The organism is Iodobacter violaceini (assembly GCF_011601265.1).
GTDB lineage: Bacteria > Pseudomonadota > Gammaproteobacteria > Burkholderiales > Chitinibacteraceae > Iodobacter > Iodobacter violaceini.
In genome coordinates this window covers 89,625-114,402 of record NZ_JAAOLX010000010.1, presented here as the reverse complement: position 1 = coordinate 114,402, position 24,778 = coordinate 89,625, and the positions used below count along the sequence as shown (strand labels likewise).

Sequence of the window (24,778 nt, the reverse complement as noted above, 5' to 3'; positions counted from 1 at the left end):
AACAAAACCCAAATCTTGAACCACAGAGGACTCAGAGTTACACGGAGAAAATCATTTTATGTTTTGTTTTGCTCAGTGATTCTCTGTTTTCTTCAAAATGCCGTGGTTTAAGGCTTGGGTTTTAAATACAAATTAAACTGGAAATGAGCGCATGATGATTTGGGAAATATTTAAAAAAGAATGGGTTGATTCATTAAGAGACAAGCGCACCATGCTGGTGGTGATTTTGTCTTCTTTAATGGGCATGCCCTTCTTTTTATTTATCAGCTCTGAAGCCTATTCCAGGATGGATGAGCAAAATGAGAAACGCTTTATTCGCGTAGTCGGGGCGCAATATGCACCGGAGTTAATCAATTATATTGCCCGGCAAGGTTTTGAAATTAAAACCGCAGGGCCAGATTATGCAAATAAATTACACAGCAAAGAATATACCGAGCCGGTGCTGCTGTTGCCGCAAAACTTTGCCAGCCAATATGCCGCAGGAATTGCACCCAGGGTAGAGATTGTCAGTGATTTAGCTAATAAAGACACCCAAATGGGCGTGCGGCCAATTAAGCTGCTGTTGCAGGGCTTTATGCAGGAGCAGGCCGGTTTAAATCTAAGCTTGCGTGGCATTTCTGCCGAAATATTAACGGTGTTAAAAGTAGAAGAGCGCCATTTAAGCCGCGCAAAAAATCAGCAGAGTGCGGGCCTAAAAGAAATGCTGCCCTTTATGTTTATCATGACGCTATTAGGTGTGGGCATGTATGCGGCGATTGATACCTCGGCGGGGGAGCGTGAGCGTGGCTCTTTAGAGCCTTTAATGATGAACCCGGTATCGAGCTGGCATTTTGCTTTGGGTAAATGGGCGGCAGTTGGAACGCTCACGGTTTGCGTATTGTTTTTTAATGTGATGAGTATTTTTCCATCGCTATTTTTAATTAAAAACGAAGTATTAAAAATCGCTTTTCAATTCTCAATCAAAGACGCTTTTGTATTTTTGGCCGTGCTGTGCCCGCTGGCGCTGGCCATTGCCGCCCTGCAAATTGCCGTGGCGATTAATGGTAAAAGCCATAAGGAAGCGCAGGCCAGAAACTCCATGCTGATGCTGCTTGCACCGCTGGCCCTGGTGATTGGTATGTTAAAACAGGGGGCCGATCCCGCTTGGTTTTCCTGGGTGCCGCTTCTGGCGCAAAACCAGCTGATTATCAAAATCCTGAATGGCGAAGCCCTGAGCCTTGCAGAAGTGCTCATCCCCGTATGGGTTTGCGTGCTGATACTGCTGGCAAGCCTGAGCTATACCGCGCAGAAAATGCGGCGGGTGGTGATGCAGTAAGAGGGCAGCAAGGTTGCTCCTGCTGCCCGTCAATTAAAATCTACGTTGAACTTCTTTGCATGGATATCAGCGTAGCAAGTGATCCGCAGATCAAAATAACGCTACCTAGGCTCTGGCTCCATCCTGCTAGCGTTAAACCACTGCCAATGAGTAGGTAATACAGCAGCCCTAAGAGTGCCCCTGCTGTGCCGGTTCGGTCTTGATAAGCATGTAGTGCTGAGCTAAGAATGTTTGGAATGGCGATTCCAAATCCTGTAACTACTAAGAGCATCGGCAAGACAAATAGGGAGCTGTGTTGTAATAGCGAGACCCCGATGCCGCCTAAAATTGTTAGCACAGATGCCAATAGCACCAACTGATGCGAATGAGCGCCATGCTTGAGTAAATGCTTATTCAAGATTGACCCAACACCCGCGCCCATGGCCAAGATTAGCCCCGTATAGCCAAATAAGCGCGTACTGAGGCCAAGTTGCTCAAACATAAATGGCGCTAAGCTGTAATAAGCAAACAGGCAGATATTGAATGAAGCTACTAAGAATGCAACTTGCCAAATTTGCAGATCTTTAAGCATGATCTTTGCTGTGGCTAGCAGTGGAGCAGCGGCAGCTTCTTTCGCCTGTTTTGTCTCTGGTAACGCTAGAAAAGCCCAGATAAGCAAAACCAGCGCTAAAACGAATAAACCGGTAAATACGCCTTGGTATCCAAAATGGCTACTGAGTAGTGAGCCGCTATACATCCCAATAGCAGGGCTAATGGCCAATGCAATGCCCATTAATGAAAACACCTGAGCAAGTTGCAGACCTTTAAAAAGATCTCTAAGCATGGTTTGTGTCACCACAGATCCCACTGCCGCGCCAAAGGCGGCCAGCATCCTTGCTAATAAAATAGCGTTAAAGTTGTTTACGCAAAGCGCGATCAAAGAGGCGATGGCATAAATCAACAGGCCAGCCATCATGGTAGGGCGTCTGCCATAGACGTCACACATTCTTCCCCAAACAACCACACCTACAGCAAATGCTAAAAAATAGAGTGAGAGTGTTTGCGCCGCCAGCTCAGGGCTCACGGCAAAATGGTGGCTGATATCCGATAAGGCTGGGCTATAGATGGTTTCTGCAATTTGCGGAAACATCATCAGCAGGGTGGCGAGTATTAAACTAAATGTACGAGCCATTTTTTTATTCCTTGTTCTTATAACTTGCTGCGATTTTATAAAAAACATAAACGGCGTATTACAATGATAAGGACAATAAATATCTAAAATCGGACAAGCATGGCGTACTTGGGCGCGAATGATAAATTTAATCCCGATCAATTTGGGGCTGCCGTAGTGGGGATTGCTTCTTTGCTGGGTAATCATGATTCGGGCCTACACCAGCATCAAATGGGGCAATTACTCTTTGCGAAGAAGGGCTGTATTCGTATCTCTTTAGATGGCTTACTTTGCTTATTGCCCTCATCGAGGGCGGCGTGGATACCGCCAGGAGTAAAGCACCGGGCAGAAATGCGGCAGGTTGTGGATTACCGCTCGCTCTATTTTGATCTTGGCCAGTTCCCTGTCTTGCCGGGCAAGGTGCAGGTGATTGAGGTTAACCCCTTATTAAGAGCCGTACTGGAGCGGCTGGCTATGGCAGATTTTGATACAGACTGGCAGCAGGCACGGCATGCCAATTTGCTTTCGGTATGTATTGAAGAGATTAATCAGGCTAAGCAAGAGCCTTTATTACTGGTTTTTCCGCTAGATCGGCGCGTATCTTGTTTGCAGGAAAACTTAGAACAATTACCTTTAGCGCTTCATTTATTCGCACAGCAAATTGCGGCCAGTGAAAAAACCATAAGCCGCATATTTCAACGCGAAACAGGGATGAGTTATCAAGAATGGCGGCAGCAATGGCGCTTATTACGTGCCGTAGAAATGCTGGCAGAAAATGGGAAACTATCAGAGACCGCCAGCGCCTTGGGTTTTGCGAGTGATAGTGCGTTTATTGCCTTTTTTAAAAGCCGCACCGGCAAGACCCCAAGGGTTTATTTGAGCTAATTGCACGGGCCAGCCGGGCTACTACTGGCCCTTGCCAGCTTATACCAGCTCAGCCACCTCGCTCAGTGGCCGGCGTGGTTTCTGAGGCCTTTTCTCTGCTGAGGCATAGCCTGCGGTGACTAAGATAACCGGAATTTCATCGGCTTTAAGAGAAAACGCTTCAATCAGGGCTGGTGTATCGAAGCCGCCTATTGTTCCTGTGGATAAACCCATGCCTTCGGCAGCAAGAATCAGTGTCATGGCCGCAAGGGAGGCTGAGCGTATGGCTTCGTCACGCTGTAATTGTGGGTTGTCTGCATAGGATGCATGGGCAGAGGCCACCCAGCTATCTGCAATCTCCTGGGGTAAAGTCCCCGCATCCAGCGATGGGCGCAGTGCTGCGGCTAACTGCTGATGCGGCATTAAGGTGCCGCAAATAATAAAAGTAACCGCAGCTTCTTCTACCTGTGCCTGGCCCATGGCGATATCTTTTAAGCGAGCCTTGGCGCTGCTTGAGCATACGGCGATCAGCTTCCAGTTTTGAAAATGATAAGCCGATGGGGCAAGGGTGGCTAAGCGCATCAGCTCGGTAATCTGGCTGTTGTTCAATGGCTTGCTGGCATCGAAGTGGCTGGTGGTGCTGCGTTTTTCGATCAGGGTATGGAGTGAGGTATTCATGCTGGGCTCTTCTTTGTGGGAAATGGCTGAAAACGTGAAGTATCGGGTTTACTCAGTACGCTCCATTGCACGGCCAGAACGCTGGCCAGTACGGTGACAAAACCCGCCATGGACAATGGCGTCATGTTTTGGCCGAGTAAAATCCAGCCCAGTGCCACTGCAGTGATGGGGCTGAGTAAGCCTAAAGACGAGGCGGCCACAGGGGATAGGCGGGCAATGCCACGAAACCACAGCACATATGCGATCAGCGCCCCAAAGACAGATAAATAGGCGTAGCCAAGGATTTGCGTGGTATTGAGGCTTGGCAAAGGTGCATCAAACATAAACGCCACAGGCAGCAAGAGCAGACCGCCCAGCAATAGCTGCCAGCCTGTAAAAGCCAGTAAAGGGATTTGTGATTTCCACTGCCTGGCCAGATAAGTGCCCAGTGCCATGCAAACAGCGCCTGCCAGGGCTGCAGCCATACCGGTTGAATCCCATTTTGCTCCCGGCGCTAAGAGCAGGGCGGCCATGCCCAGAATGCCAGCCAGGCTGGCCCAAAGTGCAAGGTGTACTGGCGGGCGGCGCTCCAGCATCCATACCAGTCCCATAATTATGAGGGGTTGTGTTGCCCCGACAACAGCGGCCAGTCCTCCCGGCAGCCGGTATGCAGCAATAAAAAGCAAGGCCTGAAATGCTCCAATATTAAGCGCAGACAAAATGAGCAAGCGACCCCACATGGCTTTGGGGGGCAATACACGGCTGAACAGAATCAAAAGTAAACCTGCAGGCAGGGTGCGTATTAATGCGGCGGTAAAAGGGCGGTCAGGCGGAAGAAGCTGGGTGGTGACGATATAAGTCGAGCCCCAAATTGCCGGAGCAAGGGCGGTGATCAGGCTGTCAATCCAGGTTTTAGCGGATCTGTGCATTGAGATACCTTCAATTGAATGAGGGTTAGGGCTGCTGTGGCCAAAATATTGCTGCTGGTGATTGTTGGGCAGGTACAGCTTTTGCCCAAGCTGCCTTTGCTGAAATCTGGCAAACTGCAGGCTTAGCAATATGTCTTGAATTAAAGATAACATATATCTTCAACTCAAGACAATTAATCTTGAGTTAAAGACAGATGGAGTTGTATATGAGTACGCAACAGGCCGATGCGGTAGATATTATTCTTGGGCAATGGCACAAAGAGCGCCCTGATCTGGATGTAAGCCCGATGGGGCCGATTGGGCGTATCCGGCGCTGTGCCACCCTGCTGCAGCGCAAGATGGATACCACATTTGCAGAATTTGGCATGACAAGCTGGGAGTTTGATGTGCTGGCTACGCTAAGGCGATCCGGCGCTCCCTATTGCCTGGCACCTACGGCCTTGTTTTCATCGCTGATGATTACGTCCGGCACGATGACGCACAGGCTGAAGGGTTTAGAGGCAAATGGCTGGATAGAGCGCTTGCCCAGCAGCAGCGATGCCCGCAGCATGCTGGTGAAGCTTAGTGAGGCGGGTTTTACTTTGATCGATCAGGCCGTAACGGCGCACGTCGCTAACGAGCACAGAATTTTGGCGGCGATAGATGCGGATCAGCTTAAAGAATTAGATGCCAGAATGGCAGAGCTGCTGAGGGCTTTGGAGGCGTGATGCCGGGCGGGGAAAAGCTCAGCGCGGTGGATTGGGGATGTGCCCAAAAATGTTGGGCTTTAGCCCAGCCTTTTTTTGCTAACTCACCCCAAAGCGCTCTATCACCAGCCCTACAAAAAAAATCACCAGCAAGCCCAGCGTGGAATAGAGAATCCATTTGATGATGCGCAGCCAGCCCGGGTCCTGGCTGCGCTGGTATTTGAATGCGCAGTAAGCGATGCCAAGTACGGTAAGTACAAATAACAGGCGCAGGACAATAAACATCAGATTCCTAAGGCAGGCAGATCGTGGAATGAGCTGGGTACATCGTCGCGGTTTTCGAAGCTGACAATCTCGTAGGAGGATTCATCTTCCAGCAGGGCGCGCAGCAGCTTGTTATTCATGGCGTGGCCTGATTTATAGCCTTCAAAAGCGGCAATCAAAGGGCGGCCAAGGATGTATAAATCGCCAACCAGATCGAGCACTTTATGGCGGACAAATTCGTCTTCAAAACGCAGGCCACCGTCGTTCAGTACGCGGTATTCGTCAATCACAATCGCGTTATCCATACTGCCGCCACGGGCCAGGCCGTTCATGCGCAGGTATTCCACTTCATGGATAAAGCCAAAGGTGCGGGCGCGGGCGATCTCGCTGACATAATTGGTGTCAGCAAAATCAAGAGTGATGGTTTGGGCTGATTTTTTAAATGCGGGGTGGGCAAAGTCGATGGTCAGCGCCACTTTATAGCCATCGTGCGGCAAGAGCCGCACCCATTTATCGCCTTCTGAGACTTCGATGGGTTTGAGCACGCGGACAAATTGCTTGGCCGCGTGTTGGTCCACAATGCCTGCTGATTGCAACAGATAGATAAAAGGCGCTGCCGATCCATCCATAATCGGCATTTCCGGGGCGTCGACTTCGACAATCACATTGTCGATGCCCAGCCCCGCAAATGCAGACATGATGTGCTCGATCGTACCGACACGTACGCCGTCTTTGACGAGCGTGGAGGAGAGCCGTGTGTCGTTGACCAGAGCAGGCGTAACTCTGAATGGCGTCGACTCGGGCAAATCGACGCGTTGGAAAACGATCCCGCTGTTAACCGGGGCCGGTTTTAGGACGAGGGTAACCCGCTCGCCAGAATGCAGGCCCACGCCAACGGCGCGGATAGTCGTCTTCAGAGTGCGTTGCTGAAACATATTGGTCTCTTTAATCAACAGACCTCAATCTTACCAGCACCGGGTAGTGTGCTGGATTGATCTTTGCAATCTTGCCAATAGGCAATGCCTTTATCTCCGTCTGAAACACTCCATGCGGGCAGATCAGGCTGTGCTGCTGTGCCTGACCTGCTCTGCATTCATGATTAATCTGCCTGACGGCGCAAGAAAGCAGGAATATCCATATCCACATTAGATGTTGTGCTGCGGCTGACGGTAGCTACATCGCCTGCAGAGCCACGAGCGCTGCGGTTATTTGGGCGGAAGCCCGGTGGTAAATCGTAAGCGCCCCAGTCTGGCTCACCGGAGTGATTGTCTGTGCCCGTTTTAAGCTGCGGTGTTTGTACGACAGACAGCTGTGGCTTGTTGGCGTTATTGCCCATACCGGTAGCAATAATGGTAATGCGGATTTGTTCACCCAGGCTTTCGTCGTAAACCACACCGTGTTTAACCATGGCATCTTCAGCAACATGCGACTGAATGATTTCACGGGCGCGGGTGATTTCGCTTTTCTTCAGGCTGGCACGGCTGGCGCTGATATTCAGCAGCACACCACGCGCACCCTTGAAGTTAATGTTATCCAGAAGCGGGCAGCTGATCGCTTCTTCGGTGGCGCGGATAGCGCGGTTTTCGCCAGCAGCAAAAGCCGAACCCATCATCGCCATCCCTTTTTCCTGCATCACGGTCTTAACGTCGGCAAAGTCAACGTTGATCAGGCCAGGATACTGGATAATTTCTACGATAGATGCCACGGCATTACGCAGTACATCATCAGCAGCGCGGAAGGCTTCGTCTACGGTAACGTCTTCACCAAGTACTTCTTCCAGTTTTTGGTTGGAAACAATAATCAGTGAATCTACCGAGCGTGAAAGCTCATCAATACCTGCCTGAGCCACTTTTTGGCGCGAGCCTTCGTCAAGACCAGGCTTGGTTACAACCCCAACGGTGAAAATGCCTTTTTCACGGGCAATTTGTGCAATCACAGGGGATGCGCCCGTGCCTGTGCCGCCGCCCATACCTGCCGTGATAAACAAGAGGTTGGCGCCATTGATCAGCTCACCAATGCGCTCACGATCGGCTTCGGCCGCTTCGCGGGCGACTTCAGGATCGCAGCCAGCACCAAAGCCCGTCGTGCCCAATTGCACAACATCCGTAGCTTTAGAGAGTTTAAGTACCTGAGCATCGGTGTTGGCAGCAATAAACTGCACCCCGCTCAATGCGTGCTCGATCATATTGTTGATCGCGTTGCAGCCTGCGCCGCCCACGCCGATCACTTTAATATTGACGTGATGTGCAACTTCTTGCACTTCAAAAGTTAATGCCATGTTGCTCTCCTTGCGTTGCCCGATTTAAACAGCGCGGGGATGTTTCCCCTTATCGCTGATCCTTACCCGAATTTAAAAGGTGTTTTGAAACCACAACGTAATAACAGCCAAAATATCCCCTGAGCCGTTACTTTTTTCATGATTAAAATGTGTTTTGAAACCAAGATTTCATACGGCCAAAAATATCCCCTACACCGCCGTCTTTGCCCCGGTTTACGGGGTTCTTTAGTAATTGTTCACGTGCAATTAACAGCAAACCCACCGCTGTGGAATAACGCGGGTTTTTTACCACTTCGGCAAGGCCGCCTACATATTTCGGCATGCCCATACGCAGTGGCATATGGAAAATCTCTTCGCCAAGCTCAACCATGCCAGGCATCATTGCGGCGCCGCCGGTAATCACAATGCCGCTGGACAGGCGTCCTTCAAAACCGGAGCGGCGTAATTCCTGCTGAACCAGGCCATACAGCTCTTCAACACGCGGCTCAATCACTTCCGCCAGAGTATGGCGGCTCATTTGCCGTGCACCGCGCTCGCCTACGCCCGGCACTTCAATCATCTGTGCCGGATCGCTCATATGACGCAGCGCCACACCATGCTGCAACTTAATGGTTTCGGCTTCTGAGGTGGGTGTACGCAGTGCCATGGCGATATCGTTGGTCACCTGATCGCCTGCAATTGGAATGACGGCGGTATGGCGGATTGCGCCGCCAATAAAGATGGCCAGATCGGTAGTGCCGCCACCAATATCAACGAGGCAAACACCAAGGTCTTTTTCATCTTCGGTGAGTACCGAATACGAGGATGCCAGTGGCTGCAATACCACTTCTTCGATCTCCAGCCCGCAGCGACGCACACATTTTGTGATGTTTTGCACTGCGCTGACTGCTCCGCTGACGATATGCACGTTTACATGCAAACGCACACCCGACATGCCCATCGGCTCTTTTACGCCTTCCTGGCCGTCTATCATGTATTCCTGCGCCAGAATGTGCAGAACCTGATGGTCGGTGGGGATATTAACCGCGCTGGCGGTTTCAATCACACGGTCTACATCGGCCGAGGTGACTTCCTTATCCTTGATCGCCACCATGCCATCAGAGTTAATACTCTTGATGTGGCTGCCTGCAATACCGGTAAAGACCTGGCTGATTTTACAATCGGCCATCAGCTCGGCTTCGCCCAGTGCGGACTGGATGGCCGCGACGGTTTTTTCAATATCAACGACCACACCGCGTTTCAAACCGCGTGATGCAGCCGAGCCCAGACCAATTACATTGAGTGCGCCGTCTTCTTTGATTTCGGCGACAACAGCCACCACCTTGGATGTGCCAATGTCCAGCCCGACAATGATGTTTTTGCTATCTCTGGTCACCTGACAACCTCTTTACAATGCGTATTACTTTAAAAAACAACATGAAATAACGGTCATGTCGCTGAATTTAGTGGCTTGAAGCTTGTGCGATGACAGAGCCCGACAATGATGTTTTTGCTATCTCTGGTCACCTGACAACCTCTTTACAATGCGTATTACTTTAAAAAACAACATGAAATAACGGTCATGTCGCTGAATTTAGTGGCTTAAAGCTTGTGCGATGGCAGAGCCCGACAACGATGTTTTTGCTATCTCTGGTCACCTGACAATCTCTTTACTCAATGGCTTACTTTTTAAAAACGATTTGATAAAAAAATCGCATCGCTGAATTTTCTGTTTGCGACAGGTTTTACCCGCCTTACTATTTTTCAAAAACGACATGGTTATGCCGGTTTTGCTGCTGCAGGCCTGGCCGGTACAGCTGGCTTTACCACGGGCTTACTTTCTGCTGGCTTGTACTCTGGCAATCTGACTGCAAAGCCATTGGGATAACGCAAATCTACATATTCAAAAGGCTGTTTCAGCAAAGCCAGCGAATTGGGGTAGGCCGTTACAAACCGTGCAGTTCTGGCGACTGGTTCATCTCTGCCTACTTCAATAATCAGCTGGTGATCCAGCTCAAAGCGCCATGCTCTTCGTTCGGAAAGCCAGACGTGGGTGGCTTTTTTCCCCAGTGGCTGCAAGGTTTTATGCAGCTCTGCAAAGCCATCAATCATGACCTTTTCTGTGCCTTCCGGGCCTTCCAGAATGGGCAGCTGATCGTTAGATGCCGCATCAAAACGCTCACCATAGCTATTGAGCAGGGCCACCGAGCCCCAGCGTGCAACTGCCTTGTGCTCTTCTACCCTGACTTCTACCCGGTCTGGCCAGTGCCTGCGTACCGTCACTTGCCTTACCCACGGCAGCTTTTCAAAGGCCTGCCGTGTCTTATCCAAGTCCAGGGTAAAAAACGTCCCTGTCAGTTCGTGCTTAATAACGTATTGCAATTGCTCGCGTGTAACGTGAACTAAATCACCATCCACTTTGATTCTTTTAATTGGAAACAAAGGCGAATGCACAGTTAAAAACAGCAAGGCGTAAAACAAAAGCAATAAAGCTAATGCAGTCAGCAAATTGGCAAACCACATTAAAAGCTGAGGTTTATCCCACATGGGCGAACCTCGCTGCAATGGTTTGTGGGCTGAAATGGCATAATAAAATCACCGCTTATTATTCCAGCGTGCTGTTTAATACTTGCAAAACTAAATCCTCATAACTTAAGCCGGCTTCTCTTGCTGCCATAGGAAATAAACTATGTGAAGTCATGCCTGGCGCGGTATTGGCTTCTAATAAATAAGGTTTGCCCGCTTCATCCATTAAGAAATCAATACGTGCCCAACCCCGGCCGCCAAGCGCCCAAAAGGCTTGTTTCACGTAAGCGGTAATTTGCTCGTTGAGCTGTGCAGACAAACCCGCAGGACAACGGTAAACCGTGTCATCGCGGATATATTTGGCTTCGTAATCGTAGAATTCTGTAGCAGGTTCGATTTTTACAAACGACAGCACTTGTTCGCCCAGTACAGCGGCGGTGTATTCTCCCCCACCAATGAACTGTTCTGCAATCACAATCTTGTCATACTTGTAAGCTTCTTCGAACGCGGCGGCAAGTTCCCCGGTATTCTTTACTTTGCTCACGCCAATACTGGAGCCTTCGCAGGCTGGTTTTACAAATAATGGCAGGCCAAGTTTTTGTTCAATCGCAGCAAAATCGCTGTTTGCATTCAAAATTTCAAAAGCTGGAATCGGCAGGCCAAGCGCTTGCCAGATTAACTTGCTTCGCAGCTTATCCATACCCAGCGCTGAGGCCAATACACCACAACCCGTGTAAGGGATGCCCATCACTTCAAGCGCGCCCTGCAAAGTGCCGTCTTCACCAAACGGGCCGTGCAAAATCAGAAATGCGCGGTCAAAACCTTCTGTTTTTAACGCTTCAAGAGGCGTTGTTGCCGGATCAAAAGCGTGCGCATCCACGCCGCGTGCCTGCAGGGCTTCCAAAACACCTTTGCCGCTCATTAATGACACTTCACGCTCTGCTGAAGTGCCACCCATCACGACCGCTACTTTTCCGTATTTATTCATTTTGCGTACTCAACCCTCAATCAAGAGGCAATTAAACATCACTAAAACATTCTGCAGACACAGAGAACACTGAGATTAAAACAAGCGAGAAAACGAGTTCAACATCGTTTGATTCGTAATGGTTTGTGCGCTCTGTGTTCTTCCTTTGTGTCTGCAGATCTTTTGTTTTTACAATGCAGCAACCTTGCCCGGAACGCCGCCTATCGTGCCTGCGCCCATGGTGATAATCACATCGCCATCTTTGGCTGCGGCCATAATGGCGGCGGGCATTTCCTGGATATCGGCCACAAATTGCGGCTCTACCTTGCCAACTACACGCACGGCGCGGGCCAGGCTGCGGCTGTCTGCGGCCACAATCGGGGTTTCGCCGGCGGCATACACTTCGCCAAGCAATAAGCCATCAACCGTGGATAACACTTGTACAAAATCTTCAAAGCAATCGCGGGTGCGGGTGTAGCGGTGAGGCTGAAATGCCAGCACTAAGCGGCGGCCCGGAAACGCACCCCGTGCAGCGGCAATGGTGGCGGCCATCTCAACCGGGTGGTGGCCGTAGTCATCCACCAGCGTAAAGCTGCCGCCTGTTTCAAGCGCTATTTCGCCATAGCGCTGGAAGCGGCGTCCTACTCCCTGGAAGCTTGCTAATGCTGACTGAATGGCGGCTTCATCTGCGCCAATTTCAATCCCTACCGCAATCGCGGCCAGAGCGTTGAGCACATTGTGCATGCCTGGCATATTCAGTGTGATGGGCAGGCGGCGTGATTCGCCGTTTTCCCAAACTGCATCAAATTGCATACGGCCATCGAGCGCCACAATGTTTTCTGCGCGCAGCATGGCATCCGGGCTGATGCCGTAGCTGGTAATCGGGCTGGTGACCTGCGGCAGGATCTCGCGCACATAAGGATCATCAATGCACAGTACGGCGCGGCCATAGAAGGGCAGGTGCTGCAAGAAGGTAATAAACGCCTTCTTCAGATTATTAAAGTCGTGACCATAGGTATCCATATGGTCCTGATCGATATTGGTCACTACCGAGATCACCGGGGTGAGCAGCAGGAAAGACGCATCGCTTTCATCGGCTTCGGCCACTAAAAAGTCGCCATGGCCAAGGCGTGCATTGCTGCCTGCCGCGTGTAATTTGCCGCCAATTACAAAGGTAGGATCAAGCCCCGCTGCTTCTAAAATCGAGGCAGTCAGGCTGGTGGTAGTGGTTTTGCCGTGCGTGCCGGCAATGGCGATGCCTTGCTTTAAGCGCATCAGCTCGGCCAGCATTTGTGCCCGTGGCACCACCGGTATTTTACGATTACGTGCTTCGATCACTTCCGGGTTGTCGTCTTTTACCGCGCTGGAAATCACCACCACATCTGCATTGGCCACATATTCGGCCGCATGGCCCAAATGGACGTGCGCGCCGTTTGCAGCAAGGCGCTGGCTGGTGGCATTGCTGCCGAGGTCTGAGCCACTGATCTCAAACCCAAGGTTGAGCAAAACTTCAGCGATACCGCTCATGCCGACGCCGCCTATGCCTACAAAATGGATACGTTTAACTTTGTGTTTCATCATCGTTTCTACTTGGCTAATTCTTCAATCACCGATACCACTTGCATCGTGGCATCCGGTTTTGCCAGACCGCGTGCTAGCTTGGCGATGCTTAAGCATTGCCCGCGGCTGGTTTGGGTCAGTAATTGGGCAAACGCGGCGGCGTTAAATTCTTTTTGTGAAATTAAAAGGCCTGCACCGTTCTCACTTAAATAGCGTGCATTGCCGGTTTGGTGATCATCAACGGCGTGCGGAAAAGGCACCAGCACCGATGCGGCGCCTACACAGGCCAGCTCGGCCACGGTCAGGGCACCGGCACGGCATAAAATAAGGTCGGCATTGGCGTAGGCCTCTGCCATATCGCTGATAAAAGCCACGCAATCTGCGCTGACACCGGCGGCGGCATAATTGGCCCGCAAGGCTTCGATATGTTTTTCGCCTGCCTGATGAATCACCACCGGGCGCTGATCAGCAGGCATTAAGGCCAGTGCCTTGGGTACTTCTTCGTTAAAGACCTGTGCGCCTAAGCTGCCACCAACAACCAGCAGCCTGAGCGGGCCAGTGCGCCCTGCAAAGCGGGCTTCTGGCAGCGCCAGATTTTGGATTTCAGCTCTTACCGGGTTGCCAATGCAGCCTTCAATCCCTGGAAAAGCACTTGGAAAAGCAAACAGCACGCGGTTGGCAATTTTAGACAGCACCTTATTCGTGAGCCCTGCAACCGAGTTTTGTTCATGGATCACCAGTGGCAGCCACAGCATGCGCATCGCTACGCCGCCTGGGAAGCCGGTAAAGCCGCCAAAGCCAATGGCCACATCAGGCCTGTGCTCAAAAATGGCTTTAAATGCACCGCAAAGGGCCTTGAGCTGTACCCAGGGCTGGCTGAGTTTTTTCAGCAGCCCTTTGCCGCGTACGCCATCAATTTTGAGGGTGATCAGATCAATGCCATGTTCCGGCACGATGCGTGTTTCCATGCGGCCGGCAGCGCCCAGCCAGATAATCTTCCAGCCGCGTGTTTTTAGCTCTTCAGCCACCGCAAGGGCGGGGAAAATATGCCCGCCTGTGCCGCCTGCCATCACGAGAAGGGTACGTTTACTCATGCACGGTATCCCCTGATCAGCTGGCGGTTTTCGTAATCAATCCGCATCAGAACGCCTAAAGCAATTAAATTTGCAACCACGCCAGAGCCACCAAAAGACAGCAGCGGCAGGGTTAAACCCTTGGTGGGCATCAGGCCCATATTTACGCCAATATTGATAAATGACTGCACGCCCATCCAGATTCCTACGCCTTGCGCGGCTAAAGCTTGCCAGTGGCGCTCCAGCTTTGCGGCTTGCACGCCGATCATAAAAGAGCGAAAAATCAGAAAAGCAAACAGCAAAATCACAAGGGCTACACCGATAAAGCCAAACTCTTCGGCAATAATCGCCATTAAAAAGTCGGTATGCGCTTCGGGCAGGTAGGAGAGTTTTTCTACGCTGGCCCCAAGGCCCACGCCGCTCCATTCGCCCCGGCCAAAAGCAATCAGTGAATGGCTAAGCTGATAGCCCTTGCCGTACGGATCTTTCCACGGATCTAAAAACCCCAGCACGCGTTGCATACGGTATGGCGAGCTGACCACCAGCCCCACAAAGGCCACGCCCAGGAACATAAACAGGCCGGCAAAGAGCTTCCAGTTAAAGCCGCCTAAAAAGAGTGCGCCCATGGCGATTGCTGTAATTACGGCAAAAGCACCGAAGTCAGGCTCCAGCAGTAAAAGTGCGCCCACCAGCGCCATCACCATAAACATGGGGAACAGCACTTTGCTTACGCTTTGCATAAATGAGCCTGTCATGCTGATGGCTTTGCGTACGGTGTAATCCGCGGCATAAAGCACAACAAACAGCTTCATCAGCTCGGATGGCTGCAAGTTAATCACCACCAAAGACAGCCAGCGGCGGCTGCCGTTTACTTCACGCCCTACGCCTGGAATCAGCACCAGGAGCAGCAAAATCATGCCAATTAAAAACAGGGTGGATGAATACTGCTGCCAGGTTTTGGTAGAAACAGAGAAGGCAATAAATGCACCTGCAATGCCGACGACCAGGAAAATCACATGGCGAATCAAAAAATAGTTAGAGCGAAAGCCAGTGTCTTTATCCACTTCGGCCATCGCAATTGATGAGGAATACACCATCACTAAACCAATCGTCAGCAGCAGGGTAATGCACCAGAACAGCGCCTGATCATAGGCTGCCATATTGGGGCGCAGCCGTTTGATAGCTTGTGAAAATAGCTGGCGCATCAGGCCTCCAAACCTTTTGGGAGCGTATCTTTAGACCCACTCATCGCCGGGCATACCCGAATGGCGGTTTGAGAAAATAGCTGGGGCATATCAGCTCCCTAAACCTTTAACCGCAGCGATAAATACTTCGGCGCGGTGGTGATAGTTGCGGTACATATCGAGGCTGGCGCATGCAGGGGAAAGCAGCACAACATCGCCGCTTTCTGCAAAGTTGCTGGCAAACTGCACGGCCATTTCCATATTGGGCAGTTGCAGGATGGGCAGCAGATGTTCGTTATCAAAATCAACAAATTGTGATTGGGCTTCATTGAGCGCTTCGGCCAGAATGGGGGCGTCGCGGCCAATCAGAATCACCGCGCGGCAAATGCGCTCGCATGCGGCTTTAAGCGGGCGGAAATCCTGCCCCTTGCCATCGCCGCCAGCGATCAGCACAACAGGGCGGGTCATGCCTTTGAGTGCAGCTTCTGTTGCGCCTACATTGGTGCCTTTGGAATCATCGAAGTAATCCACGCCATTGACGGTGGCGACAAATTCCACCCGATGTGCGAGGCCCTTGAATGATTTCAAAGCGGCCAGCAGCGGGGCTGTTTCCAAGCCAATGGCGCGGCATAGCGCGATAGCAGAAAGCGCGTTCACTGCATTGTGTAAGCCTGCCACGGGCAGCTCTGCCGCATTGAGCAGCGCTTCATCGCCAAGGCTTAAGGTGAATTCGGCCCCTTTCAGGCCGTACTCATCAGCGGCACGCGGCGCATCGGCACCAAACCAGACAATCTGGCGGGATGGCAGTGCTGCTGCCATGGCCTGGCAATGTGCGTCTTCGCGGTTGAGTACCACAACGCCAGTACCGGCAAAAATAGCAGCCTTGGTGGCGGCGTAATGCGCCAGATTTTTATAACGGTCTAAATGGTCTTCGCTGATATTCAGTACTGTGGCGGCATCGGCATTCAGCGAGGTGGTGGTTTCGAGCTGAAAGCTGGAAAGCTCCAGCACAAACACATCGGCATCCGGTCTGGCGGTGAGCGCATCCAGCACTGGCAGGCCGATATTGCCAGCCATCACGGCTTTTAAACCGGCGGCTTCGCACATCTGCCCAACCATGCTGGTGACGGTGGATTTACCGTTGGAGCCAGTGATGGCAATGACTTTAACGGCAGTGCCGGCAATGGCCTGAGCAAATAATTCCACATCGCCCAGAGCAGGCACGCCACGGGCCACCGCTGCCGCAATGGCCGGGGTGGCAAGTGGCACACCCGGGCTGACAATCAGCGCACCGGCATCTGCAAACGTGGCATCGCTGAACGCACCTAAGCGCAGTTCAATATCAGGATGGGCAGCATGCAGCTGTTCCAGGTTTGGAGGCGTGCTGCGGCTGTCTGCCACCGTGACGCGCGCGCCCTGAGCGGCCAGCCATTTAGCAGCAGAAAAGCCTGATTCGCCTAAACCTACAACGATGCAATGTTTGCCTTGGTAATTCATTTTCTATCTCAGTGAAATGCTTAAAAACACGCTTAGGTGGGTACTAAGAAGCACCCACCTAAGCTTCTTACCGCAGCTTCAGCGTGGCTAAGCCAGCCAAAACCAGCAGCATAGTGATAATCCAGAAACGCACGACAACCTGGGTTTCTTTCCAGCCTTTTAATTCGTAATGGTGGTGAATCGGTGCCATTCTGAATACGCGTTTGCCGCGCAGTTTAAAGCTGGCCACCTGAATCATTACCGACAACGCTTCCATCACAAACACGCCGCCCATAATCAGCAGGACGATTTCCTGGCGAACAATCACCGCCACAATACCGAGGCCTGCGCCAAGGGCCAGTGCGCCCACGTCACCCATAAAGACTTCGGCTGGATAGGCGTTAAACCATAAAAATCCCAGCCCTGCACCGGCCATGGCCGCACAGAAAATCACCAGCTCGCCTGCGCCGGGTACATGTGGCACGCCCAGATATTTGGAAAACACCACATTGCCCGCAACATAGGCAAAAATGCAAAAAGCAAAAGAAATCAGCACCGTTGGCATAATCGCCAGCCCGTCCAGACCATCCGTGAGGTTGACCGCATTACTGGTGCCCACAATCACAAAGTAAGTCAGTACGCAAAAGCCAATCGCGCCAAAGGGGTAGAGAATCTGCTTAAAAAATGGAATCACAAAGCCGGTATTGGCGGGCAGGCTGCCGCCGGCGTGGACCAGAAATACCCCAGCACCAATCGCAATCAGCGATTGCCAGAAAAGCTTGGCTTTGGCCGATAAACCCTTAGGGTCTTTCAGCGCAATTTTGCGGTAGTCATCCACAAAACCAATCACACCCGTTGCCATGGTGACAATCAGCGCCAGCCATACATACTTGTTGCGTAAGTCGCCCCAGAGCAGGGTGGTTAAGCCAATCGCCAGCAAAATCAGCGTGCCTCCCATGGTTGGGGTGCCAGCTTTAATTAAATGAGCCTGTACACCGTCAGTACGGACAACCTGGCCTACTTTTAAATCGGTTAATTTTTTAATGACCCATGGGCCCATCGTCCAGGAGATACCCAGCGCCGTCATGGTCGCCAGCACCGCCCTGAGGGTGATGTAGTTAAAAACATTAAAGGCGCGAATCGATTCGCCCAGCCATTGGGTTAACAGCAACAACATTTACATCTTCTCCAGAGTGTTCATCACTACGCCATCAACGACGCGTTCCATGCGCATAAAACGCGAGCCTTTGACCAAAAGCGTGGCCGTTGGCGTTAAATCAGTGCGAACCGCTGCGATTAATGTTGCAACGTCGGCAAAATGTTGTGCCGTTCCGCCAAAGGCCGTACTGGCCAGCTGCATTTGCTCGCCCAGGGTGTAAAGCGCGCGTATGCCTTTGCTGCGGGCGTAAGCACCAATTTCCTGATGCCGCTCTGCTGTATCGCTGCCAATTTCACCCATATCGCCTAAAACCAGCAGGGTTTCAGGGCCAAAGCCTGCCAGAACATCGATGGCGGCTTTCATTGAATCGGGGTTGGCGTTGTAAGTGTCATCAAATACTTTTGCGCCGTTAAATGCATTTTTGCTTTGCAAACGGCCTTTGGTGCCTTCATAACTGGCCAGCCCGCTGGCAATGTCTTCCGCGCCAATCTTGAGCGCATGCCCTACGGCTGCTGCGCCCAGCGCATTGAGTACATTGTGTAAGCCAGGAATCTGTAAATCGACCTGAGCTGAATCATCAGGGGTGCAGAGCGTAAATTGCGCGCCATGAATATGTGCACACAAATTGCGTGCATATACATCGGCATTACTGAGGCTGAAGCTGACTTGCGGATGCTCTTTGGCCAGCTCGCGCCAGAGCGGAGCATAGTCGTCATCGTTATTGATAATGGCGTAGCCACCAGCAACCAGGCCTGCAAAAATTTCACCCTTGGCCTGTGCCACGCCCGCTACGCTGCCCAGTGCTTCAAGGTGACAGCGGCCCGCATTGGTAATGATGGCGATATCGGGTTTGGCGATATGGGTGAGATAGCTGATCTCATCAAAATGATTCATGCCCATTTCAGCCACAACATAGCGGTGCTGTGCACGGGCAGCCAGCAGGGTAAGCGGCAGGCCAATATGGTTGTTTAAATTACCCCGGGTGGCATGCACCGAATCCTGGCCCTGGTGCTGAGTCAGCACGGCAGAAATCATTTCTTTCACCGTGGTTTTGCCGTTGCTGCCAGTCACACCAATCACGATCTGGCCCGCTGTGTTTTTAAGCAGCTCGCGCCAGCAGGCTGCAAGTTGCCCAAGGGCAGCCAGGGTGTCGCTGACTAAAATATGCGGCCCGGCAATCGGTGTATCGACGATGGCGGCAACAGCACCAGCGGCAATGGCGGCATCGGCAAACTCATTTGCGTTAAATTTTTCACCACGCAAAGCAATAAATAAATCACCCGCACGAATATCACGGCTGTCTGTGGTGACACGCGCAAAGCGAGCCTCGCCAGCGCCAGTGAAGGAGGCTTTCAGAGCCTGTGCGGTTTCTTGCAGGGACAACATTATTTTTTCTTCCTTGCTAAAGCACGGTTTGCAATGGCGACATCATCAAACGGATGACGAATTCCTGCGATTTCCTGATAAGTTTCGTGCCCTTTGCCTGCGATCAGCACAACGTCTTTGGCCGTGGCCACATCAATGGCGTCGCTAATGGCTGAAGAGCGGTCTGAATCGATGCTGTAGTTGGCATGACCGCTGCCAGGCACGCCGGAAACGCCCCGGACGATGTCCTGAATAATGGCTTGCGGGGTTTCGCTGCGCGGATTGTCTGAGGTGATAATCACCGCATCGGCAAGGCGGCAGGCAATTTCGCCCATCAGCGGGCGCTTGCCTTTGTCCCGGTCACCACCGCAGCCAAAGATGCAATAAAGGCGGCTTTTTTCCGGCATGGATTCGCGCAGCGTGGTCAGCGCTTTTTCCAGCGCATCCGGGGTGTGTGCGTAATCCACCACAATCAGGGGGCGTTCATCGCCGCCCAGCTTTTGCATCCGGCCAGCTGCGGGCTGAATCCTGCTGAGCACATCGGCGGCTTGCGCCAGTGGTACATCGGCAGCGAGTAAAACAGACAGGCATGCAAGCAAATTGCTGGCGTTAAAACGGCCCAGCATAGGGGAGTTGATATTGCACAGGCCGTAAGGCGTGGCGACTTCCAGCTCCAGACCTGCCAGTGTTAAGGTGATTTTTGTGGCGCGAATACCGCCGTTTTCCAGACCATAGGTCAGTACGCGGGGGGCTTTGCATTGAGAGGCCAGCTCGCGGCCAAAAGCATCGTCGGTATTGATGACGGCGGTCTTTAAGCCTTCCCAGTTAAACAGCCGGGCTTTTGCTGCGCCATAGCTGCCCATATCGCCGTGGTAATCCAGGTGATCGCGGGTAAGGTTGGTAAATACCGCTACATCAAAATGGGTGCCGTGCACGCGGCCCTGATCCAGTCCATGCGATGAGACTTCCATCGCAATATGGCTTGCGCCCTCTGTTTGCAGGCGGGCCAGCCAGCCTTGCAGGGTCACAGGGTCAAGAGTGGTATGGGTGGAGCTTTCAAGGCGATCAATAAAACCGTTGCCCAGCGTACCAAGCACGCCAGTTTTATGGCCCAGCAAATTAAAAGCCTGTGCCAGCCAGTTGGCAATAGACGTTTTGCCATTGGTGCCGGTAATACCGGTTACAAACATCGATTGCGACGGGTTGCCTAATAAATGAGCCGCTACAATCCCGGCTTGGGCGCGCAGTTGCGGAATGGCCAGATTGGGCGTTTTCCACGCTGGATTCCATACAAAGTCTTCCGCTTCCCACAGCACGGCTGCTGCGCCAGCTGCGATCGCTTCCGCGATATAGCTGCGGCCATCGGCGTATTCACCCTGAAAGGCAAGGAAGACGTCACCCGCCTGAACGCTGCGGCTATCGGCTACAAGACGCGCGCCCGCAGCGATGGCATCGATCGCAGGAAGGTCGGGAGTAGGGAGGTTCCAGCTCACAGCTTTCATATTTCTTCCTTTAGTCCGGCTGGTTTAAGGCACGGAACAAGGGTGGTTTTGGGTCGGGACTCTCTGGCGCTATGCCGCCCGGAGTATCGCTTATGTTTCTTCTTTCAACTCTGGTGCATCCAGCCCTGGCAACAAGATATTAGTAATCGGGGCATCGGGCGGAACACCTAACATCCGCAAGCTGCCTGACATAATTTCCTGAAACACGGGGGCGGAAACTGTACCGCCGTAATAACGATTTCCTACCGTGGACGGCTCATCAATCAAAACCGCCACAATCAAGCGCGGGTTGGAAACCGGTGCAAAGCCAATAAACGACACTTCATATTTTTCACGGGAATATTGGCCATTTACAATCTTGCGTGCCGTCCCCGTTTTACCGCCAACCCGAAAGCCCACAATCTGTGCCCTGACTGCTGTCCCGCCTGCCTGGGTTACGGCTTCCAGCATGTTTTTTACTAAATCAGCCGTCTGGGCTGAGATCACTTGTTTACCCGGGCTTGGTGCCACCATCTTGGTAAAGGTGATCGGCTTCATTTCGCCGTGGTTGGTAAACACCGAGTAGCCACGGGCCATTTGCATCAGGCTGACCGATAAACCGTGCCCGAATGACATCGTGGCTTGTTCAATCGGCCGCCAGGTTTTCCATGGGCGAACCCGGCCAAATGCCTCTCCCGGGAAACCACTGTGCGTTGATGCACCAAAACCATAATTATTAAAATATCCCCATAATTCTTCGCGGCTCAGCATCAGGCCAATCTTGGCCGCGCCCACATTGCTGGAGTGTTTGAGCACGCCTTCCGGGTTCAGCGCGCCGTAATCTCTTGTATCTTTAAAAGTCGCCGGGCCTATCGTCATTCGCCCTGGCGAGGTTTGGATAATGGTCGATGGCTTAATGAGGCCTTGTTCTAAACCGGCAGCAACAACAAATGGTTTCATCGTTGAGCCAGGCTCGTAAGTATCAGTCAGTACCCGGTTACGTTTTCGGGCTAAATCAACGCGCTCACGGCTATTGGGGTTGTATGAGGGCAAATTGGCCAGTGCCAGTACTTCGCCCGTTTTTGCATCCAGTACAACGGCAGCACCTGCTACAGCACCTGCCGCTTCAATCCCTTTTTTCAGCTCCCGGTACGCCAGATACTGGATCTTGCGGTCGATCGACAGCTGCAGGGTTTCGCCATCTTTAGCGGGAACAATGGTTGAAACGTCTTCAACGATATAACCGCGCCGGTCACGAATCACAGTACGGCTGCCAGGCTTGCCTGCCAGCATTGCTTCACGGGTTAATTCAAAACCTTCCTGTCCTTTGCCATCAATGTCGGTAAAGCCCACGATATGCGCCATCACATCGCCCGCCGGGTAATAGCGGCGGTATTCGGTTTGCGTGTACACACCCGGTACATTGAGTGCCATCACGGCCTTGGCATCGTTTGGCGACATATGCCGGCGTAACCACAGAAAATCGGGGCGGATTTCTTCGCCTTTCGAGTTTTTTCTGGAGTTACTTAATTTCTTGTTTAACTCTTCTTCCGGCAACTGCAATGCTGCCGCCAGTTTTTTTAACTCACTACGCGACACGGGTACCGGGTCTTTCTCTGATTTTGGCTCCCAATCTGCCGGGCGCTCCTGCCCTGCCGGCAGTAATGTCATTCCACGCGGGCTGGCCCAGATGGATTGCACCGGGGTAGAAATCGCTAATGGTTCGCCATTTCTATCGGTAATCATGCCGCGATTCGAAGCTTGCTTAAGGGTGCGCATATAGCGCGCATCACCCTGCTCTTGCAAAAAGCCTTCGTTCCACGCTTGCAAATACAGGCCACGGCCAAGCAGTACCGCAAAAAGCGAGAGTAAAAAGCCAACTACAACCCATACCCGCCAGCGCTCCAGCTTTGGCTGTGGTGCGGCAAAACGCTGATGACGTGATTGCCCGCCAACCTGGCGGGGGGGCCTTGCTAATTTCATTCGGTCACCGGTTTTGCTACGCGTTCACCGTGCGGCAGGATCACTTGCGTACGGTTTGGTCCTGGCACTTGCATGCCTAATTTTTGTGTTGCTTCAGCTTCAATGCGTGAATGCATGGCCCAGGTGCTTTGCTCCAGCTGCAGCTGTCCCCACTCAACTTCGAGCTTACGGCTTAAGACTTCTTCCTTTTGCAGTTCGCCATAAAATTTGCGCGCCTTATGCTGGCTGGTAATTAAGGCCAGCGCGCACGCAATTAAAATGACAAGCAAAAAAAGGTTTAAACGTGTCACAGGGCGATTCCTGTTCTTTCTGCTGTGCGCAAGATAGCGCTGCGGGCGCGCGGGTTTTCATCCACTTCTTTTTCACTGGCGCGAATCGGCTTGCCAATGATTTTGACAGGTGGCTCGGCAATATCAGCAGCGCGCACAGGCAGGCGGGAAGGCAGCTTGTCGCCCTGGGCTGCATCTTGCAGGAAACGTTTTACGATACGGTCTTCCAGCGAATGAAAAGCAATCACTGAGAAGCGGCCGCCCTGATTCAGCATCTCTAAAGCTTGCGGCAGCGTCAGCGCAAGCTCCTCAAGTTCGCGATTGATGTAAATCCGTATAGCCTGGAAGGTACGTGTCGCCGGATTCTGCCCCGGCTCGCGGCTACGGACTGCCGTTGCCACGATCTGGGAAAGCTGGCCGGTGGTGAGAATCGGTTCTCCCGTTCGACTCGTAACAATCGCTGCTGCAACCTGTTTAGCAAACCGCTCTTCGCCATAGTCTTTTACCACCTCTGCAATTTCTTTCTCATCAGCTAAATTCAGCCATTCGGCCGCCGTCATACCGCGCGTGGTATCCATGCGCATATCGAGCGGGGCATCAAAGCGAAAACTAAATCCCCGGCTGGCGTCATCAAGCTGAGGAGATGACACGCCTAAATCCATCAGCACACCGTCCACGCTTGCAATGCCACGCAGATTTAATTCTTTTTGCAGATTAACGAAGCCTTCGTGAACGATGGTGAAGCGCGGATCGGTGATGGTGGCTGCCTCAGCAATCGCCATCGGGTCTTTATCAAAAGCAATCAAACGGCCTTCAGGGCCCAGTTTGGATAGGATGAGGCGCGAGTGACCGCCCCGGCCAAAAGTGCAATCGACATAAATGCCATTTGGCTTGATCGCCAGTGCGTGCACGGCTTCTTCAAGTAAAACGGTGGTGTGTATAAGCGTCAAAGCACGATGTCCTGCATTTGTTTTGCCAAATCGTCTGGACTGATATCCATAACGGCTTGAACCTGAGCGGCCCAGCGGGCTTCATCCCAAAGTTCGAATTTATTGCCCATGCCAACAAGGGCGACTTCTTTATCGAGCCCCGCCAGCTGGCGTAAGCGTGGCGGAATCAAAATACGCCCAGCGCTATCGGGTTCGATCTCTTCGGCATGGCCGACGATAAAACGGCGAATAGGCATCTGAGCGCCAGATAAACGATTGAGCTGATCGCGAACGGGCAACCAGTCGGGTTCGGGGTAAATCAGCAGGCAGCCCGAAGGCTCGGCAGTTATCACTAAGCGGTTGGCGCAGTGCGTCCCCAGCACGTCACGATGCCTGGCAGGAATTGCCAATCGTCCTTTGCTGTCGAGATTTAAAGAAGCCACACCGCCAAACATGATGATTTACTCTTTTGTAAGGGTTAGTGCTGCACTTTTACCCACTTTCACCCACTACTTCCCACTATAGAGTAAAAAAAAAGAGCGCACAAGCGCCCGTTTTTTAATTATTCTTTTGATACAATCACTTAGCTGCAATTTATGTAATGTACATTTTTCTCTTGTTTTATCTTGCATAAGCAAGCGCTAAAACAATTAAGTTAAAGTAAAACTTTAACTTAATTGTTAA

At 52.0% G+C, this 24,778-nt stretch carries 23 protein-coding genes; 3 read left to right on the top strand and 20 right to left on the bottom strand.

Annotation, left to right across the window (positions count from 1 at the left end):
- Nucleotides 1-151 precede the first annotated feature (151 nt).
- Nucleotides 152-1,315, top strand: coding sequence for an ABC transporter permease (locus HA050_RS17750; RefSeq protein WP_166829136.1), 1,164 nt, complete (start codon nt 152-154; stop codon nt 1,313-1,315).
- Between the two features lie 40 nt (nt 1,316-1,355).
- Here HA050_RS17750 and HA050_RS17745 read toward each other — a convergent pair whose 3' ends face one another.
- Nucleotides 1,356-2,672 (bottom strand): multidrug effflux MFS transporter, encoded by a 1,317-nt coding sequence (locus tag HA050_RS17745; protein WP_240929142.1) that lies wholly within the window; start codon nt 2,670-2,672, stop codon nt 1,356-1,358.
- A gap of 24 nt (nt 2,673-2,696) precedes the next feature.
- Here HA050_RS17745 and HA050_RS17740 point away from each other — a divergent pair, with 24 nt between their 5' ends.
- Nucleotides 2,697-3,350, top strand: coding sequence for an AraC family transcriptional regulator (locus HA050_RS17740; RefSeq protein WP_240929141.1), 654 nt, complete (start codon nt 2,697-2,699; stop codon nt 3,348-3,350).
- Nucleotides 3,351-3,389: 39 nt separating this feature from the next.
- On the opposite strand, the gene HA050_RS17735 is transcribed toward HA050_RS17740, so the two are convergent.
- Nucleotides 3,390-4,007, bottom strand: a complete 618-nt coding sequence (locus tag HA050_RS17735; protein ID WP_166829128.1) for a nitroreductase family protein — start codon at nt 4,005-4,007, stop codon at nt 3,390-3,392.
- Nucleotides 4,004-4,915 (bottom strand): EamA family transporter, encoded by a 912-nt coding sequence (locus tag HA050_RS17730; RefSeq protein ID WP_166829125.1) that lies wholly within the window; start codon nt 4,913-4,915, stop codon nt 4,004-4,006. The genes HA050_RS17735 and HA050_RS17730 overlap by 4 nt, the downstream gene beginning before the upstream one ends.
- Nucleotides 4,916-5,121: 206 nt before the next feature.
- Here HA050_RS17730 and HA050_RS17725 point away from each other — a divergent pair, with 206 nt between their 5' ends.
- On the top strand, nt 5,122-5,622 hold the full coding sequence (locus HA050_RS17725) for a MarR family winged helix-turn-helix transcriptional regulator (RefSeq protein WP_166829122.1): 501 nt from the start codon (nt 5,122-5,124) through the stop codon (nt 5,620-5,622).
- Nucleotides 5,623-5,700: 78 nt separating this feature from the next.
- Here the strand turns inward: HA050_RS17725 and HA050_RS17720 are convergent, their stop codons facing one another.
- The 17 genes from HA050_RS17720 to mraZ all read right to left on the bottom strand — a co-directional run bounded on the left by HA050_RS17720 (nt 5,701) and on the right by mraZ (nt 24,549).
- Nucleotides 5,701-5,886 (bottom strand): hypothetical protein, encoded by a 186-nt coding sequence (locus HA050_RS17720; protein ID WP_166829119.1) that lies wholly within the window; start codon nt 5,884-5,886, stop codon nt 5,701-5,703.
- The gene (gene lpxC / locus HA050_RS17715) at nt 5,886-6,800 is read right to left on the bottom strand and encodes a UDP-3-O-acyl-N-acetylglucosamine deacetylase (RefSeq protein WP_166829117.1); all 915 of its coding nucleotides are present in this window, start codon (nt 6,798-6,800) and stop codon (nt 5,886-5,888) included. Before lpxC ends, HA050_RS17720 begins: the two co-directional genes overlap by 1 nt.
- A gap of 164 nt (nt 6,801-6,964) precedes the next feature.
- Nucleotides 6,965-8,143 (bottom strand): cell division protein FtsZ, encoded by a 1,179-nt coding sequence (gene ftsZ, locus HA050_RS17710; protein ID WP_166829114.1) that lies wholly within the window; start codon nt 8,141-8,143, stop codon nt 6,965-6,967.
- Nucleotides 8,144-8,285: 142 nt separating this feature from the next.
- Nucleotides 8,286-9,518, bottom strand: a complete 1,233-nt coding sequence (gene ftsA, locus HA050_RS17705; protein WP_166829111.1) for a cell division protein FtsA — start codon at nt 9,516-9,518, stop codon at nt 8,286-8,288.
- A gap of 383 nt (nt 9,519-9,901) precedes the next feature.
- Entirely contained in the window at nt 9,902-10,669 is a 768-nt protein-coding gene (locus tag HA050_RS17700) for a cell division protein FtsQ/DivIB (RefSeq protein WP_166829108.1), read from the bottom strand.
- A 58-nt stretch (nt 10,670-10,727) separates the two neighbouring features.
- Nucleotides 10,728-11,636 (bottom strand): D-alanine--D-alanine ligase, encoded by a 909-nt coding sequence (locus tag HA050_RS17695; protein WP_166829105.1) that lies wholly within the window; start codon nt 11,634-11,636, stop codon nt 10,728-10,730.
- Between the two features lie 168 nt (nt 11,637-11,804).
- Nucleotides 11,805-13,193, bottom strand: coding sequence for a UDP-N-acetylmuramate--L-alanine ligase (murC, locus tag HA050_RS17690; protein ID WP_166829230.1), 1,389 nt, complete (start codon nt 13,191-13,193; stop codon nt 11,805-11,807).
- 8 nt (nt 13,194-13,201) lie between these two features.
- Nucleotides 13,202-14,269, bottom strand: a complete 1,068-nt coding sequence (gene murG, locus HA050_RS17685; RefSeq protein ID WP_166829102.1) for an undecaprenyldiphospho-muramoylpentapeptide beta-N-acetylglucosaminyltransferase — start codon at nt 14,267-14,269, stop codon at nt 13,202-13,204.
- Nucleotides 14,266-15,453, bottom strand: coding sequence for a putative lipid II flippase FtsW (gene ftsW, locus HA050_RS17680; RefSeq protein WP_099397519.1), 1,188 nt, complete (start codon nt 15,451-15,453; stop codon nt 14,266-14,268). The genes murG and ftsW overlap by 4 nt, the downstream gene beginning before the upstream one ends.
- Nucleotides 15,454-15,543: 90 nt before the next feature.
- Entirely contained in the window at nt 15,544-16,929 is a 1,386-nt protein-coding gene (gene murD, locus HA050_RS17675) for a UDP-N-acetylmuramoyl-L-alanine--D-glutamate ligase (RefSeq protein ID WP_166829099.1), read from the bottom strand.
- A 67-nt stretch (nt 16,930-16,996) separates the two neighbouring features.
- A complete protein-coding gene (mraY, locus tag HA050_RS17670) occupies nt 16,997-18,085 on the bottom strand; it encodes a phospho-N-acetylmuramoyl-pentapeptide-transferase (RefSeq protein ID WP_099397517.1) in 1,089 nt (362 codons plus the stop codon).
- Nucleotides 18,086-19,453 (bottom strand): UDP-N-acetylmuramoyl-tripeptide--D-alanyl-D-alanine ligase, encoded by a 1,368-nt coding sequence (locus HA050_RS17665; protein ID WP_166829096.1) that lies wholly within the window; start codon nt 19,451-19,453, stop codon nt 18,086-18,088.
- A complete protein-coding gene (locus HA050_RS17660; protein ID WP_166829093.1) occupies nt 19,453-20,934 on the bottom strand; it encodes a UDP-N-acetylmuramoyl-L-alanyl-D-glutamate--2,6-diaminopimelate ligase in 1,482 nt (493 codons plus the stop codon). The genes HA050_RS17665 and HA050_RS17660 overlap by 1 nt, the downstream gene beginning before the upstream one ends.
- Before the next feature lie 90 nt (nt 20,935-21,024).
- Complete coding sequence (locus HA050_RS17655; protein ID WP_166829090.1) at nt 21,025-22,896, bottom strand: peptidoglycan D,D-transpeptidase FtsI family protein; 1,872 nt, start codon at nt 22,894-22,896, stop codon at nt 21,025-21,027.
- Complete coding sequence (gene ftsL, locus HA050_RS17650) at nt 22,893-23,186, bottom strand: cell division protein FtsL (RefSeq protein WP_166829087.1); 294 nt, start codon at nt 23,184-23,186, stop codon at nt 22,893-22,895. Before ftsL ends, HA050_RS17655 begins: the two co-directional genes overlap by 4 nt.
- On the bottom strand, nt 23,183-24,115 hold the full coding sequence (gene rsmH, locus HA050_RS17645; RefSeq protein ID WP_099397513.1) for a 16S rRNA (cytosine(1402)-N(4))-methyltransferase RsmH: 933 nt from the start codon (nt 24,113-24,115) through the stop codon (nt 23,183-23,185). The genes ftsL and rsmH overlap by 4 nt, the downstream gene beginning before the upstream one ends.
- Nucleotides 24,112-24,549 carry a division/cell wall cluster transcriptional repressor MraZ gene (gene mraZ, locus HA050_RS17640; protein ID WP_166829084.1) on the bottom strand — a complete coding sequence of 146 codons (438 nt, stop codon included), beginning with the start codon at nt 24,547-24,549 and terminating at the stop codon, nt 24,112-24,114. Before mraZ ends, rsmH begins: the two co-directional genes overlap by 4 nt.
- Nucleotides 24,550-24,778 lie beyond the last annotated feature (229 nt).